Raw genomic sequence first — 14,008 nt, 5'->3', positions numbered from 1 at the left:
GTTGCAGGTTCAGGTAAGTATTGATCCTCTTGATGGGAGTCAAGATGGTTTTATACAGGGGTGTTTGATCAAGTTACTTTGGACGCGTTGTTCTCGAAGTAGTTTTGTAAGGGAAAGCCATCTAAAATATATAAGTTCAACAAAAACATAAGTCTCACTCGACTTCGAGTGAGACTTATGTTTTTGTTGATTATTTGAAATCCAGGTCTGGAAATTGACCAGTATCTAAGTCAATGGATCTGCTTTACTTGTAGAAGAAGTTATAGACTTGATTGGCCAGTTTTTGACAGTTCCTGCTGGAAAGCGGGGTTAATGATTTTTTTGACATCACCTGCATGGGAGATGAAGCCGATTTCCGTCAGGATGGATCTGCTGTTGGTATTGCGGAGCATGTAGAGCGAACCGCCGGACATGTCCTTGTCCCGATAAGCGCCGCGGTAGCCCATGCCTGAACTGGAATAAGCAGAGCTCATCATTTCGGATAATTTGCTTTCGCTGAAGGCGGCCTGGGTCGAAGGATTGGCTTTCGCCGAGGGGTAAAGGGTCATCCCGCCGGATACCGTGCTGGAACCGGCGTTGTGATGGACAGAAAACAGCAGGTCGGCATCGGAGCGGTTGGACAGCGAGGCCCGGTCGGCCCGGGGCACGTCATAATCAGTGGTGCGGGTCATCACAACCCGGAAACCGAGCTTGATCAGTTCATCGCGCAGATTGCTGGCGAACTTGATGTCATAATCTTTTTCGTAGATTGACTTGCCGTTGAGACTGCCGACTGCTCCGGAATCACGTCCGCCGTGTCCGGCATCCACCACGATGGTGGGAACCTTGGTCACGGTGAAGGTGCTGGTCTGATAGAGGAGGCCGCCGGGGTCGCAACCTGGATTCTCAGGTCGTTCCTGCCGGGACGGGTCACATTGGACGGAATGGTGTAGTTGAAGGACTGACCGCTGAGGCGTCCAGGATTCAGGTACGTGCCATTCAGGAATACGCTGACTTTGGTCGCGCTGGTATTCTTCACGGAACCGCTGATTTTGATGTCAGTATCCTTGTATTTTGTTGTGGCTGATTTTCACCTGGTCGGACCGGTGCCGCCCAGGGTCTGGACATTGGGGGTGACGGAGCCGGAGCCGCCGGAACCTGAACCGGAACCGCTGCTGCCGGGAGAAGTATACCCTGGGGCTTTTGAGGTGCTTCATGTGGATATAGCCGTCCTTGCCCTGGTAGCTTACCTTGACGAAGTAGCCCCAGTCGTTCAGGACCGTGACTTCCGTTCCTTTGGGCAGGGTCGCCTTCGACTTGAAGTCCGTGTTGGGACCTGCCAGCAGCTTCACCGACTGTTTGGTGGACATGATATGGACGCCGCGGTAGCTGTCCTGCGAAGAGCCGGATCCTTGGGAGGAACCGCTGCCGGAGGTTGAGGAACTGCTTTTGGTATAATCGGTCAGATCTGATTTTTTCACCCAGCTGTAGGATTTGTTGTAGCGGACTTTATACCAGCCGTCCTTCAGATCGATGATCAGAAAATCGGTTCCCTCGGACACGGTGGTCCGGGTCTTGTATGAGGAACCGGCTCCCTGCTTCAGTACTGTCTGGCGTTTGGCGTACATATGGTAGCCATCGGACTGGATGGACTGGCCTTTGCCCGAATCAGACTGGCCTTCACCGGTTGAAGGTTTCTTCTCCGATGAGGAGTCCTTCTGATCGGATCGGTTTGCTGCCAGCGCCTTGTCAGCGGCTGACGTTCCGTAATCCGCCAGGTTTTTTTTATGGACATAGCCATAGCGTTTGTTGACATATACTTTCAGCCAGTCGCCCTTCCGGGAAATGATGAGAACATCGCTCCCGCCGGGGAGACTACCCAGCCTCCGGCTGTCAGCGGAAGCCTCTGACCGGAAATTGACTGTTCCTGATGTGACCATATGGTAGCCGTCACTCTTCACAGACTGGGCGGAACTAGAAGTTTTTTTCGAAGTGGATTCCTTCGCGGACTGACTGGTTTCGGATTTGTTTCCAGTCTTGCTGTAGTCCCGGGCTGAACTGACTGGGATCCAGCCATAGCGTTTGTTGACGTAGATCTTATAGTAGGAGCCTTTTCGATCGATGAGAAGGAAATCGGTTCCCGGTTTCAGCACCGTCAGTTTTTCCGAGGAAGAGGAAGCTGATGTTCGAAGGGTCACGGACTCCGCCGTAAACATGTGGTATCCGTCCGAGCGGACAGAAGAACCGGATTTCGGTGAGGCAGCGGCGGAAGATCCTGAACTTTGGGCCTTGGTCAGATACATCGTGCGGATATAGCCGGTCCGGTTGTTCCAACGCACTTTTGCCCAGGCGCCATTCTGATAGACGCCCAGGATATCGACGGCCTGACGGGAGGGTATTTTGACAATCAGCGTCTCATCATTGCGCATACCGCGGCGCATGCTCGTGGTCACGGTGGTTTTATAGACCGTCTGCGCGTAAACGATGCTGTTTTGCGGTTCGATCTGTGCGCCGACCAGGTACCCTGCACCGGAGACGGAACAAACAAGAGCCGTTTTTAATATGATTTCCTGTGCTCTCTTGTTAAACATCATATACTCCTCCTAATTATCGCTTCAATACTATACTGAAAGCAGTATTATGTTAATGTCAATTGATAAAATGACTGTTTCATAATTGATAACAATTCATCTTAATATTTTTAGCCCATTTTGGATGATAGAACGTAAATTCGAAAATCAAAAATAGAGTAAAAAACGTCGTTTTAAGGATTTCTAGTTTTATAATGATTTTCTTCAAAGAATAACGTATTGCAAGGGTTTTAACCGTTTTGTTACTATTTGCATGACCATTCCCAGGATGTGGATAAAAGATCGCTAAGCTGGGATACAGGCCTGTTATAGCCGTTTTCCTTTCTGTATCAGGGTTAATTTTCATTATTTTAGCCCAAATTCAAAGCGTGAATCCAGTGTTTTCAACGGTTCATGGGGGTGGTTGACATAGTACCGGACAATTGTCTGAAATTTCTATCTAACAAGTTTATCCACAGTTTTTGTGGATAAGAGGAGATAATTGTTCATAACCTTTTATGAAATCGTTAGAGGCCACTTTTTGAACAAAGTTATCCACAGGCCAGGGGTCAGAATTGTGGAACGTTTGTCCGGCTGCGGCTGTGGTAAAATGAAAGAAACGGGAAAAGGAGATATTATGTCCAGAGTCAGGCAGTTTTTCATGGATCTGGCAGCGCCGGTTCGACCGCTGAACGAAGTTTATTTGAAGCAATACCTGATAGAACCGGAACGGCAGGCCGTTGGACAACTGCGTCGAGCCGAGCTGTTGCACACCATTGCAACGGCACAGACGCTGGAACAGCTGCTCCCCGTCGCTGTCACCGGAGAGCGGAAACGACAGCTGCTCCGCGCCGCCCTCCTGCATGATGTCGGCAAAATCCGCTACGGCGCCGGGCCGATCCAGAAAACACTGGTGGTTCTCCTGGCAGGCATTATTCGCCGCGTTCCGGCGGTGGCCGGTCATTGGAAAGCTTGGGACATCTATCAGCATCACCCCGAATACGGCTATGCCATGGTGACTGCCTGGGACAGCTTTGCGTCCGATCCGTTTCTGTACGACCTGATCCGCTTTCATCATGATCCCGAATTGTTTGAGCGGCGGTACGAAGCGAGGGAACGCGACCTTTTCCGATTATTCTGTCAGGCCGATGAAATGAACTAACCAGCACGATGAACCAAGAGAGGGACGAAAGATGGATTATGATGTAGTCATTCTGGGCGGCGGTCTCGCCGGCTGCAGTGTTGCCGCGGCACTTGCCCGCTATAATCTGAATATTGCTGTCATCGAGCGCAATTTCGACATTGCGGAAGATGTAGCCCAGTTCATTACAACCTTTGTAACCGACGGGACGGATGTCATGGATGATTCGGTCTATGAACTGCTCCGGGATTCCCATATTCCACTGCTGGAGTACAGCCGGAAAGGCAATTTCTACTACGAGAAAGAGCCATCCTTGTCGATTTATGACGAGAAGAAGGACTTTGAGGCCGCCCTGGAGAGGATCCACCGCCGGGGCATCCAGGGAGCCCGCCCGGTCAGCCGGGAAGAGGCCGCTGCCTGGACACCGCAAATCAAAGACAGCTATCAATGGATCATCCGCCATGAGAACACCGGTATTATTTCTCCCTATGACATGGCCACCGCTCTGGGAGAGATCGCCTCAGAAAATGGAGTCCGCATTCGCCTCGAAGAAGAAGTAACCGCCATCGAACGAATCGCCCATGACGAGGTTCGCTACCACGAATAAATCCAAATATACCTGCCGGGTAGTGGTCATCACGGCGTTCAACGATCTGTACCTGGGCGGCGGGGAATACCGCCGGGCCACGCGGATGTCCCGCTGCAGACGATGCTGCTGGAGAAAAATTACCAACAGGATATCGGGCTCATGCTGAACGTATTTCATGCTGACGGCCATGCTTCCTCCATCATGCCGACTTTTTCAGGAAAGGCAGTGGCTGCCATTGAAGCCTCCCAACGCATGGATTACAAGGGCGTCAAGCACCGGGTGGAAGAGCTCATCGGACCGTTTCCTCCGAGCGGGTGGACCCTGTTAACCGTCAATAATTACTATGATGTGCCCATCGTTATCAGTGATCTGCTGGAAGAAAAGGCTACATTAACCTGGAGGTTAAGAACCATCAACTGCCTGCTCTGCTGCCCCGGGTCACACAGATTGTGTCGGACCTGGTGGTCAGCAATTTCAAGACAGCTGAGAATCCGGACTATGTATTCAAACGGCGGGATTATTTCCGGTTCCGCGATCTGTCGGACAAGGAACGCAATGAAGCCATTGCCTTTGATCCCCGCTTTGGCCATATGATCTGCACCTGTTCCCAGGTGACGGAAGGAGAAATCGTCAACTCCATCCGGCGGCCGCTGGGAGCCTCGTACCGTGGAAGGCGTCAAGCGCCGCACCGGCATCTCCTTCGGCAGCTGTCAGGATCTTACTGCATGAATCGGATCCTGAAAATTCTGGCCAAGGAGCTGGACAAAAAGCCCGAGGAAATTCCTCAATGACTCCAAGCGAATCCCCGCATTCTGACTGCCCGAATCAAAGAATTCGAAAGCATATAGGAGGTCTGGCCATGAAAGCCTATTTTACATCCCTCATTCGCTGCAAGGACTCCGGACGAATTGAAGTGGTGCCGGTGAAAAGCACCCAACCAGTGGAGATGGAAATGTTCCTGCCGATTTCCCGGGTACTCTCCCGCATTTATGTTGGAAAGCCCGTCCGCCGGGGCGACGTGATCTGCCTCAATGTACTCAACCAGGGCATTAACATTGTCGCCACCAAAACCGTCGAGTAGTCCTCCATAGAATCAGAATCTGGTCCAGGCTCCATCCGGTCAAACACCAGTCACCACAAACCAGCTCAGAAGAGCGCTCCTCCGATAATAAGATCGGACCAGACAGAACCAAAGAGCATAACAGACCTCTGCCCAGAAGTGACAAACAGACAGATCAACAGACTGGCAGACTGCATTGGGTTGATACAGACCGAAACAGCCAGAGACAGACCGAGTGCACTAAACGGACCGGACCAGCCCGAAACAAACCGAGAAAGCTGATAATACACAGAGGATCAGAACCATTTATGGATGAAGCATCTGTCATGGATGAAGCATCTGTCAAAGAAGTAAAAAGAATTTATCATAACAACGCTGTGAGGAGATGGTCATATGCCACAGGACAAGCTGAAGCTGAACGTTCGCCAGACCCTGCTGATCGGATTGGGATTTTTTGCCAGCTCATTGTTATGGAGCCTGTACAACAGTTTCGTACCCTTGATTCTTCAGGACTTCATTGCCTCCACCGCCACCGTCGGTCTGATCATGACCATCGACAACGTCTTCGGGGTGATTTTTCAGCCGTATTTCGGTGCCAGAAGCGACAAAACCCGCACCCGGTTCGGCCGGCGCATGCCCTATATCCTGATTGGCGCACCGATCTGCGCCGTGCTGTTCGCCTTCATTCCTCAGATGAAAGTGCTATGGCTTCTGATGCTGGTTATTATTATCTTTAATTTCATCATGTCCATCTGGCGGGCTCCCATGATTGCATTGATGCCGGATTTGACACTGGACCCCCTGCGCAGCAAGGCCAACGGACTGATTAATCTGATGCGGGCGGCGCTGCCTCCATCATCGCCTTTCTGGTGGGGGACGCATCGCCCACAGCCAGCTGGCCGCGGCGCCACTTTCCTTATGGGGTCCGTCATCATGCTGCTGGCCGTTGGCCTGCTCTTTGTCCTGATCAAGGAAAACCGGCTCAATCCCAGACTGATGACTCCGCCGGATACCCAGGAGGAATCTGGTGATCAGTCATTCTTTGACTGGGGGCTTCCGCAAGCTGTCGTCCGATTCCCGGCGCAGCCTGTTCTTTCTGCTTCTGGCGATTTTTTCTGGTTTTGTGCCTACAACGCGGTGGAAACATTCTTCACCAGCTATGCCACGACGGTCCTGGGACAGAGTGAGGGACAGGCAGCCATGCTGCTGGCATTTTTCTCCGTTTCCTTTGTCATTTTCGCCGTACCTCGGGGATCATTGCCGATCGGATCGGCCGGCGCCGAACGATCCTCCTGGGTCTGATCGGACTGGTGGCGGTGTTCATTCCGCTTCTGTTTGTGGAATCATTATGGGGCATCCGGCGCTGCTGCTTCTGGGCGGTATGTTCTGGGCCGGGATTAACATCAATTCCCTGCCCATGGTGCTGGAGATGGCGGGAGAGAATGAACTGGGAACATTCACCGGTTACTACTATTTCTTTTCCTTCTCTGCATCCATTGCCAGCCCCATCCTGTTCGGACTGGTCCGGGACCTGTCCGGCAGCTTCCGCTCCCTGTTTGTTTACGCGCCCATTGCCTTCGCGCTGGCGCTCCTGGCGATTCTGCAGGTGACGCACGCCTGGGAGAAAAACGCAGCCCGGAGATTCAGGAAACCAGTAAGTCACCCGGCACTCATTCCAGGAAGAACAGCCTCTGACCGATCACTGGACTGGATGAATCAGGCAGCGAAAAGACCGCTTCGGCGGTCTTTTGCTTTGATCCAATTGGTTTCGTCAAATCGAACGGCAATTTTTTGAGCATTTCATCGCCGAGCACCGATGAATGGTGATAAAACGTGAAATAAACCCCGGGTTTGATTTCCTTCTTTCTATTTGAAGCAGAAAGTGATATCATCGTAATGATAAATCTTTAAAAAGGTTCTCGAGAAACCGTAAGATAACAAATGGGATAACTGTGCGATCTTGCGGCGAGCAGGATTTTTTTATTGCAAAAAATTGGAGGTATTATTCATGACCAACAAGGTACACGGCTATCTGCCGGATGAGACGCCAAGGCCCCTGGAATTATTATTCTTTGCACTCCAACAAATCATCGTCATGTTCCCCGCGACGGTTCTGGTCGCTCTGCTGACCGGATTCAACGTATCCACCACCATCTTCGCCTCAGGGCTGGCAACGCTTTGCTTTATCCTGGTGACCGGACGCAAGATTCCGCTCTACTACGGTTCCAGCTTCTCCTACATCGCGGCCATTACCTCCATTACCATGGGATCAACCTATGCCCATCTGCCCATGAATGAAAGAATCTCCATTGCTCAGTTCGGTATCATGATGTCCGGATTCGTGTCGATCATTGCCGGTTTCATCATCCGCCGGTACGGCCGCAAGCTCATTGATCGCCTGCTGCCCGCCAGCGTCACCGGACCCATTGCCATCATCATCGGTCTGTCCCTGGCTGGTTCGGCCATGTCCAACGCCACCGCTGTGCCGGCCTCCGTGGATCCCGCCTGGGGAATGAACTGGGCCTGGGTGATCGCCATCGCGACCCTGCTCTCCACCATCCTTTACTCAGTTTATCTGAAGGGACGATTCAGCCAGCTGCCGATCCTGTTCGGACTCCTGACCGGCTATGGCGTTGCCATCATCGTTCAGATGGTTACGAAAATTCCGTTCATCAGCTTTGATACTCATTCAGGGAGCCATGCTTCAGCTGCCGGTCATCACGCTGCCCAAGCCGACCTTTGTTGCAGTGGCTGCTATTATGCCCATCGCGCTGGCCACCATCCCGGAATCGACGGCCCACATCTTCCAGCTGCACATCTATGTCAACAATCTGGGCAAAGAAGAAGGGTTCCACTAAGGTCTACGACCTGGAGAACCGCCTGGGCGACAACCTCATCGGTGACGGGAATCGGCGACATCGTTTCCGCAGCCATCGGCGGACCGGCCGGCACCAACTATGGCGAAAACATTTCCGCCATGGCCATTTCCAAGAACTTCTCAGTCAACGTGCCGGATTACGGCGGCAATCCCGACTCATGGTGATCTCCAGCTTCACCCCCCTGGTCAACGCGGTTCATTCCATTCCGGCAGCCGCTCATCGGCGGACTGTCCATCTACCTGTTCGGTGTCATTGCCGCTCAGGGAATCGCCATCATCATTGAGAAGCAGGTGGATATGTTCAGCTCCAAGAATCTTGCGATCATCTCCTCGTGATCCTCATCAATATTCTGGGCGGCAGCTTTCTACTTCCCGGAATCCATGATTCCATTCTTTCGGCGTGCGTTTCCCCGGCCATTGCCACCGCCGCCATCGTCGGAATTCCTTCCCCAACCTCCTGCTGAGCCCGGCAATCAGGAAGAACCCGTTATCGTCGATGAGGATGTCGATCTGGCATAGTCCGGATCAAGCAACAGACTTTAACCACCAAAGATTCACTGAATGTGAAACATCCGTCAGATGCGAGTCTGACTGGTCAATAACAACAGAGATCAGAAACTCCCTGCCAGGCAGAGCGAACAGCTCGGATTGCTCCGACAGGGAGTTTTGTCATGAACGGATTCAGGCGGAGGGCAGGATATGAACCGGAAAGGAAGCGCACCGGTTGGTGATCAAAAATAGTACTTCCCCGGGATACAGCATCACGCAGGCTGAAAATTTTGGTACAATTTCGGAGAACAAACCAGGCGATACTTCGGCCAGAGCGATGGTTGAAGCAGATGTCAGTGAATGCCGAGATTTCAGGATGCCGTCCGTTGATGACAATATTTCAGGGTCATCAGGGGGAAGCATCCTGCTGACGCTGGCTTCGCTCCCCGAAGCGAAAGCGAACCATTATGAATCAAATCAGACCACGCCTCCTCATTGCCGGAACCGGCAGCGGGAGCGGGAAAAACGACGATGACCTCAGCCATTCTGTCTGCCCTGAAGCTGCTGGGCAAATCACCCATTGCCTTCAAGTGCGGTCCCGATTTCCATCGATCTCATGTTTCACCGGGAGGTCACGGGGATTCCCTGCCGCAATCTGATCTGTTTCTGATGAAGGAAGCCACGGTCCGATCCACCTTGCATAATCACGGTTGTCAGTCCTTTGATCTGTCATTGATTGAGGGGGTGATGGGGCTCTATGACTGGCATTTCGATGATGAGGGAACAGCTTCTGCCAATGCCGTGTCCCTGGTCACGGGCACGCCAGGTGTTCCTGGTGGTCATCGTCCATGGAAAAGGTTTGTCCGTCTGTGCCGAAATCTTTGGCTTCTCTGGAAGTTCATGCCCAACCGGTGTGCAGTGTGGGCATTCTGCTCAACCACTGCCCGGATGGCCTGGTGGCGTATTACCGGTCGATGATCCAGGAGCGTCTGGAGCTGCCGGTGGTGGGCGCGCTGCCCGCCATTCCGGAAGCGGAGATCGGATCCCGTCACTTGGGCCTGATCACAGCGGCGGAGATCAGCGATCTCCGCCAGAAGCTGGACCGCCTGGGGCAGGCGGCCTTACAGGGAGTCAACTGGGATCTTTTCTGCGATTGCCGCCGGAGCGGATCGCTTGGACCCGCGGGAAACGATGATACGAAACGGAGCCGATCCTGCCGGAGGGAAGGGATCGAAGCGGAGTCGGATCCGGCACCACGAACAGTACGGAGACGATCCAGTATCCGCTGAGGGGGACCGGACCGCTGCGGATCGGCATTTCCAGGATGAAGCCTTCTGCTTCTACTATCAGGACAACCTGGACCTCCTTGAAACCATGGGAGCCCAGCTGGTGTTTTTCTCCCTGCTGCACGAACCGGCTCTGCTGGACCATCTGGATGGCCTGATCCTGTGGGGCGGCTATCCGAACTGCATGCCCGGACTCTGTCCGAAAATCAGGGGATGCTCCAAGCCCTCCGGACAGGCTCACAGTCGGGGCTGCCAATTCTATGCGCCGAGTGCGGCGGCTTTATGGTGCTGCACAAAGCCATCCGGACACCATCGGGAGAGAGGAAAGTACCCGATGGCGGGCGTTTTCCCGGAATCACCCGGATGACCGATTCGCTCCAGGATTTCGGATATGCCAGGCTGACCGCCAACGCAGACAATCTTGCTCTTGCCCCGGGGAGCCGTCATCCCGGCTAGCACAGCTTCCATCACTCCGTCAGTGACGATCCCGGCGACCGCTTCACCGCCGTTAAAGCCGGCAGCGGCAGATCCTATCCGGCCTTCCGCCAGACCAGGCAAACCCTGGCGGGTTACCCGCACCTGCTTTGGTCCGATAATCCGGAAGCGGTGAGCCGGTTTCTGGCGGCCTGCCGGGTCTATCAGACCGAGCAGGCGCCATTCAGGGCTTCGGCCGCAGCGACAGCCGCAGCTCATTCTCATTCTTGAGCGGGAGAGCAATCAGGAAGGAATTGAGATAATGCCAGAACCGCAGGTGACGCCCTTTTTCTTCCCACAGGCGATAGCCCTGGTGACGCTGCGTGGATCCCGCAGCAGCAGATGCAGGGTTCCGGAGAAATAGGCTCCGGGTCACTTCCGCCGCGCGAATTCACGCCATTCTTCGAATCACCTCCGGTTCGCTGAGGGAAGGATCCTGGAGCAGATCAGCACCGGTCTTCAGCGCTGAAATCCCGTAAAAGTACTCGACTGGAGAAAGCCTCTAAAATCCATCAGATTAGGGTCAGCCACACTCCTTCGGCCGGCGGCCCAGCCGGACACGTTCAGCGATTCGGTCCGGTATTGCAGGACCAGTTCCTCATCAATGGCCTTCACATGAGCCATTAAATGAGGAAACGCCGACAACGCCCCGGTGGCAGTTTCGTTGAGACCTCCCGGAGTTAGAGCCAGGTGCTTGCAGATGGATATGACCGGACAGATTCAGCCGATCCGATACTTATCGAGAACCTGCATCAGCTCCAGATGGTTGTCGATGATGAATCCCCTGGTGAACTTTTTCATTATGGACCAGGAATATTTTGATGGGTCGCCGTCAGGAATGGTTTCAAGCCTCTGAGCGGAAGCTTTCCCCCCCCAGGGACCGGTCCAGCCATTCCAGCGTTGCCGGAGAAATCCTGCCCGGTGCCAGGCGGGTGTTGGTATCAATCAAAAGCCAGCCGCAGCCCGTCATTCAGTTCCAGGATATAGCTGAAGGAAGCCGGATCCCGCCAGCGGGCCCGGTCATAGCCGAAGGCCCGGTACAGCTCCAGGAATTCTGGCTCACTGATGGACGGCGCCGACCGGATGCTTCCCTTCAGGAAATGCGGCCGCCGAAGCGATGGCGATATCGTGATTCCCGGGAATCAGCGCTACCGGAATTCCCCCGGACTGAATCCGGTGCGAAGCTGTTCCGCACCACATCCAGATGGCTCTCCAATTCCCCGTTGGAAAGTCAGATCGCCGCTGATGACCAATAGATCCGGTTTCTGGCGGAGCACATACCAGGTGAACGCCTCCACGATTTCCGCTGAATAGGGCAGAACTTTTTGCCGTCACCCTGCAGACTGATGCGGTGCAGGGCATCGCCTTTGTCATGAGAGACGGGCGGACAGCAGATGCAGATCGGCAACGTGAAGAATGTTGAGAGGCAATTTATAATTCATGAAAGTCTTCCTTTTTGAGCAAACTGGAACAGCAGTCCGGCCTGTTACTTCCGGGCGGAACGCCGGAGCTGTTGAACCAAGCTGGTCCGGCCAACGCCGCTATCTGGAGGGAAGGGTGCGAAATTAAGCGGGATGTTCCCTAAGCTTCAAGAATAAATACCATATGCGCCGGATTCGATGTATAGTAGGGGGTATATGTAGAAGACAAGACTTTGAGCCGGAAGACCAGCACCCGAACCACACTGCACAAGCGGGAGGATGTCCCATGTCAAAAATCCGAGCGCAGAACCTCTCTCTCCTGATCGGAGCCGCCATGACTCTGATCGCGGGAATCTACCTCAAAACCCTGAACAGGATCCGAAAAAGAAATCTCCATCTGTGAATCACCCGGCAGCTAAACCCACCGATCAGGGCAAAATACGGCATCCTCGCATCCCCGCCGCAGTCTGATTTGGCAGGAGGACGTATGGTAAACACTGCCGTCCGGTTCCCTCTCACCCTGATGTGTTCCATGATTTCAGATTCTAAGGCTCAGAACTTACGCCAGAACTTGAGTCATAACATAGTTCAGACAAAAACGACCTGTTCCTGGTCCATGTCAGTCCGGAACAGGTCGTTTACATTGCAGGCGGTTCTCTTCTGTCAGGCACGTCCTGGGTGAAGGGTACCGTGGATCCGGATTTGTGAGGGGATGGCCTACGCTTCTGACGGATCCTGGATTCGGGATATGTATGAGGGGGAGTCCCTGGTACTCGATGACCAGGAGGTAGGGGCGATCCAGGGTGAACTCAATCTTATTGTCCCCGGGGAGGGAGGTTTTGCCGACGCCGATTTCAGTGACGGCAGCGGCCTTGAAGCCTTTTTCATCCAGCTGCAGTTTGGTTTTCTGCTTGATTTCGGTGACGGAAGCCGTCACGCCGCTGAGCATGTTCGACAGGTCCGCGGACAGGAACATGTTGGTGTAGCCTTTGTCGATCAGGAGTTTCTTCAGGGACAGGTTCTCGCCATTGATATCCAGGGCGGGAGCCTTTGAAATCCACCAGCGGCCGGGGACCCTTCGGACAGAATCGAGGCCAGCTCTGGAATCAGATCCAGCGGTTCGGCTTCTCCCCTGGGCAGGAGGAACCAGACCCGGATGCCCTGTTCGCCGGGGAAGGCGACCGCCTGGGCTTTGGCATGATCCACATAGCGTCCGTCCCATCGGCCAGTCGGCCCACAAAGGGAACCTGGACGTCACCGGAGGGAGCGTGGAAGGTCTGATTTTGAAGCTTCTGGCGGAACCAGCCACAAGATCGGTCAGGTAGAGCACGTTATAGATATTGAGAATGGCAGAGCCATCGGTCTCAAAGGTCGCTTCATAATCCTCCATGCAGGGTCCGTCTTGTCACTGACCCATTGCCGGATGATTTCCTTTGGTTTCCTTTTCTTTGGTGAAGTCGACCTGAGCGGTTTCCGCGCTCCAGACGGAGGCGGCGGTTTCGAAATACTGGGATTTGATGTTGGCGGCATATAGCGTGAATCGAAAAAGATTCCGTTGGTCAGGCGTATGCCGTACTTGGATTCATCCGGCTTTGTCCCGGAGCAATTTCGATGCCGTCATGAAACAGAGGCTTCTGGTCAGGTCCGGAATGACCTTCGAGGAATCAAAACCAGCCGGCAGCTTCATCAGGCGGTTCAGTTCCGCCAGCGTTTCCCCGGCCGCGCCTTCCCGCAGAACACCTGGGCCGTCCACAGGGACAGCGGGGAAAAGATCTGATTTTTCTTCTCCGAGGCCGCGAAATAGGCCGGGGTACTCCCCCTCCGCCAGCTCATACAGACTGGAACGGATCTCGGAAGGGACTCGGAACTGCAGTTCGGGCTGAATTCACCGGAACCTGCTTTAAGAACACCGAAGCCGGCGTGACCGGCGCACAGCCGTAATAGCAGGGACAGCCCCAGAATCACTTGGAATGGTGGATCGTTTCATCTGGATTCCTCCGTTTTCAAACGTGGTGAGTGAGGCTATGAAAATTTCTGACGGCTGCTTGATCTGAGCGATTAAAACAGAGGCAGGCCCTGGTATTCAATGACGATGAGATAGGGCTGGTCGACGGTGATTTC

Annotated in this window: 17 protein-coding genes; 10 read left to right on the top strand and 7 right to left on the bottom strand. The window is 53.8% G+C overall.

The window, feature by feature from the left end; all coding sequences use genetic code 11:
• Positions 1-260: 260 nt before the first annotated feature.
• Genes P6M73_RS00085 through P6M73_RS00075 form a run of 3 tightly spaced genes read right to left on the bottom strand, consistent with a single transcriptional unit; the run spans position 261 to position 2,573 of the window.
• A complete protein-coding gene (locus P6M73_RS00085; RefSeq protein WP_277854166.1) occupies positions 261-833 on the bottom strand; it encodes an N-acetylmuramoyl-L-alanine amidase in 573 nt (190 codons plus the stop codon).
• Complete coding sequence (locus tag P6M73_RS00080) at positions 830-1,018, bottom strand: hypothetical protein (RefSeq protein WP_277854165.1); 189 nt, start codon at positions 1,016-1,018, stop codon at positions 830-832. The genes P6M73_RS00085 and P6M73_RS00080 overlap by 4 nt, the downstream gene beginning before the upstream one ends.
• A 19-nt stretch (positions 1,019-1,037) precedes the next feature.
• Positions 1,038-2,573 carry an SH3 domain-containing protein gene (locus P6M73_RS00075; RefSeq protein WP_277854164.1) on the bottom strand — a complete coding sequence of 512 codons (1,536 nt, stop codon included), beginning with the start codon at positions 2,571-2,573 and terminating at the stop codon, positions 1,038-1,040.
• 613 nt (positions 2,574-3,186) lie between these two features.
• On the opposite strand from P6M73_RS00075, the gene P6M73_RS00070 reads away from it, so the two are divergent.
• The 10 genes from P6M73_RS00070 to P6M73_RS16875 all read left to right on the top strand — a co-directional run bounded on the left by P6M73_RS00070 (position 3,187) and on the right by P6M73_RS16875 (position 10,448).
• Positions 3,187-3,711 carry an HD domain-containing protein gene (locus P6M73_RS00070; protein WP_277854131.1) on the top strand — a complete coding sequence of 175 codons (525 nt, stop codon included), beginning with the start codon at positions 3,187-3,189 and terminating at the stop codon, positions 3,709-3,711.
• 31 nt (positions 3,712-3,742) lie between these two features.
• Positions 3,743-4,297 (top strand): FAD-dependent oxidoreductase, encoded by a 555-nt coding sequence (locus P6M73_RS00065; protein WP_277854163.1) that lies wholly within the window; start codon positions 3,743-3,745, stop codon positions 4,295-4,297.
• Positions 4,298-4,728: 431 nt separating this feature from the next.
• Complete coding sequence (locus P6M73_RS00060; protein WP_277854162.1) at positions 4,729-5,070, top strand: bacterioferritin-associated ferredoxin; 342 nt, start codon at positions 4,729-4,731, stop codon at positions 5,068-5,070.
• Between the two features lie 68 nt (positions 5,071-5,138).
• A complete protein-coding gene (locus tag P6M73_RS00055) occupies positions 5,139-5,360 on the top strand; it encodes a DUF1667 domain-containing protein (protein ID WP_277854129.1) in 222 nt (73 codons plus the stop codon).
• A gap of 372 nt (positions 5,361-5,732) precedes the next feature.
• Positions 5,733-6,641 carry an MFS transporter gene (locus tag P6M73_RS00050; protein WP_277854161.1) on the top strand — a complete coding sequence of 303 codons (909 nt, stop codon included), beginning with the start codon at positions 5,733-5,735 and terminating at the stop codon, positions 6,639-6,641.
• A 46-nt stretch (positions 6,642-6,687) separates the two neighbouring features.
• A complete protein-coding gene (locus P6M73_RS00045) occupies positions 6,688-7,134 on the top strand; it encodes a hypothetical protein (RefSeq protein WP_277854160.1) in 447 nt (148 codons plus the stop codon).
• A 213-nt stretch (positions 7,135-7,347) separates the two neighbouring features.
• The gene (locus tag P6M73_RS00040) at positions 7,348-8,382 is read left to right on the top strand and encodes a solute carrier family 23 protein (RefSeq protein WP_277854159.1); all 1,035 of its coding nucleotides are present in this window, start codon (positions 7,348-7,350) and stop codon (positions 8,380-8,382) included.
• 855 nt (positions 8,383-9,237) lie between these two features.
• On the top strand, positions 9,238-9,684 hold the full coding sequence (locus P6M73_RS00035) for a hypothetical protein (RefSeq protein WP_277854158.1): 447 nt from the start codon (positions 9,238-9,240) through the stop codon (positions 9,682-9,684).
• Entirely contained in the window at positions 9,663-9,995 is a 333-nt protein-coding gene (locus tag P6M73_RS00030) for a hypothetical protein (protein ID WP_277854157.1), read from the top strand. Before P6M73_RS00035 ends, P6M73_RS00030 begins: the two co-directional genes overlap by 22 nt.
• A gap of 210 nt (positions 9,996-10,205) precedes the next feature.
• A complete protein-coding gene (locus tag P6M73_RS16875) occupies positions 10,206-10,448 on the top strand; it encodes a hypothetical protein (protein ID WP_489666513.1) in 243 nt (80 codons plus the stop codon).
• A 738-nt stretch (positions 10,449-11,186) separates the two neighbouring features.
• On the opposite strand, the gene P6M73_RS00020 is transcribed toward P6M73_RS16875, so the two are convergent.
• The 4 genes from P6M73_RS00020 to P6M73_RS00005 all read right to left on the bottom strand — a co-directional run bounded on the left by P6M73_RS00020 (position 11,187) and on the right by P6M73_RS00005 (position 13,640).
• Positions 11,187-11,411 carry a hypothetical protein gene (locus P6M73_RS00020; protein WP_277854155.1) on the bottom strand — a complete coding sequence of 75 codons (225 nt, stop codon included), beginning with the start codon at positions 11,409-11,411 and terminating at the stop codon, positions 11,187-11,189.
• A gap of 114 nt (positions 11,412-11,525) precedes the next feature.
• The gene (locus tag P6M73_RS00015; RefSeq protein ID WP_277854154.1) at positions 11,526-11,666 is read right to left on the bottom strand and encodes a hypothetical protein; all 141 of its coding nucleotides are present in this window, start codon (positions 11,664-11,666) and stop codon (positions 11,526-11,528) included.
• Positions 11,667-12,506: 840 nt separating this feature from the next.
• On the bottom strand, positions 12,507-13,277 hold the full coding sequence (locus P6M73_RS00010; protein WP_277854153.1) for a serpin family protein: 771 nt from the start codon (positions 13,275-13,277) through the stop codon (positions 12,507-12,509).
• Positions 13,278-13,469: 192 nt separating this feature from the next.
• Positions 13,470-13,640 (bottom strand): hypothetical protein, encoded by a 171-nt coding sequence (locus P6M73_RS00005; protein WP_277854152.1) that lies wholly within the window; start codon positions 13,638-13,640, stop codon positions 13,470-13,472.
• Between the last annotated feature and the right edge of the window lie 368 nt (positions 13,641-14,008).

The sequence above is a fragment of the Anaerococcoides asporogena genome (assembly GCF_029590275.1).
GTDB lineage: Bacteria > Bacillota > Clostridia > Clostridiales > Clostridiaceae > JG1575.
This window is presented reverse-complemented; position numbering and strand designations above follow the sequence as displayed.

Coding starts and splice junctions, on each gene's coding strand:
- P6M73_RS00075 (WP_277854164.1), bottom strand. CDS start 2,573: ATGATGTTTAACAAGAGAGCACAGGAAATCATATTAAAAACGGCTCTT.
- P6M73_RS00070 (WP_277854131.1), top strand. CDS start 3,187: ATGTCCAGAGTCAGGCAGTTTTTCATGGATCTGGCAGCGCCGGTTCGA.
- P6M73_RS00065 (WP_277854163.1), top strand. CDS start 3,743: ATGGATTATGATGTAGTCATTCTGGGCGGCGGTCTCGCCGGCTGCAGT.
- P6M73_RS00055 (WP_277854129.1), top strand. CDS start 5,139: ATGAAAGCCTATTTTACATCCCTCATTCGCTGCAAGGACTCCGGACGA.
- P6M73_RS00050 (WP_277854161.1), top strand. CDS start 5,733: ATGCCACAGGACAAGCTGAAGCTGAACGTTCGCCAGACCCTGCTGATC.
- P6M73_RS00045 (WP_277854160.1), top strand. CDS start 6,688: ATGGGGCATCCGGCGCTGCTGCTTCTGGGCGGTATGTTCTGGGCCGGG.
- P6M73_RS00040 (WP_277854159.1), top strand. CDS start 7,348: ATGACCAACAAGGTACACGGCTATCTGCCGGATGAGACGCCAAGGCCC.
- P6M73_RS00035 (WP_277854158.1), top strand. CDS start 9,238: ATGACCTCAGCCATTCTGTCTGCCCTGAAGCTGCTGGGCAAATCACCC.
- P6M73_RS16875 (WP_489666513.1), top strand. CDS start 10,206: ATGCTCCAAGCCCTCCGGACAGGCTCACAGTCGGGGCTGCCAATTCTA.
- P6M73_RS00015 (WP_277854154.1), bottom strand. CDS start 11,666: ATGTGGTGCGGAACAGCTTCGCACCGGATTCAGTCCGGGGGAATTCCG.
- P6M73_RS00010 (WP_277854153.1), bottom strand. CDS start 13,277: ATGGAGGATTATGAAGCGACCTTTGAGACCGATGGCTCTGCCATTCTC.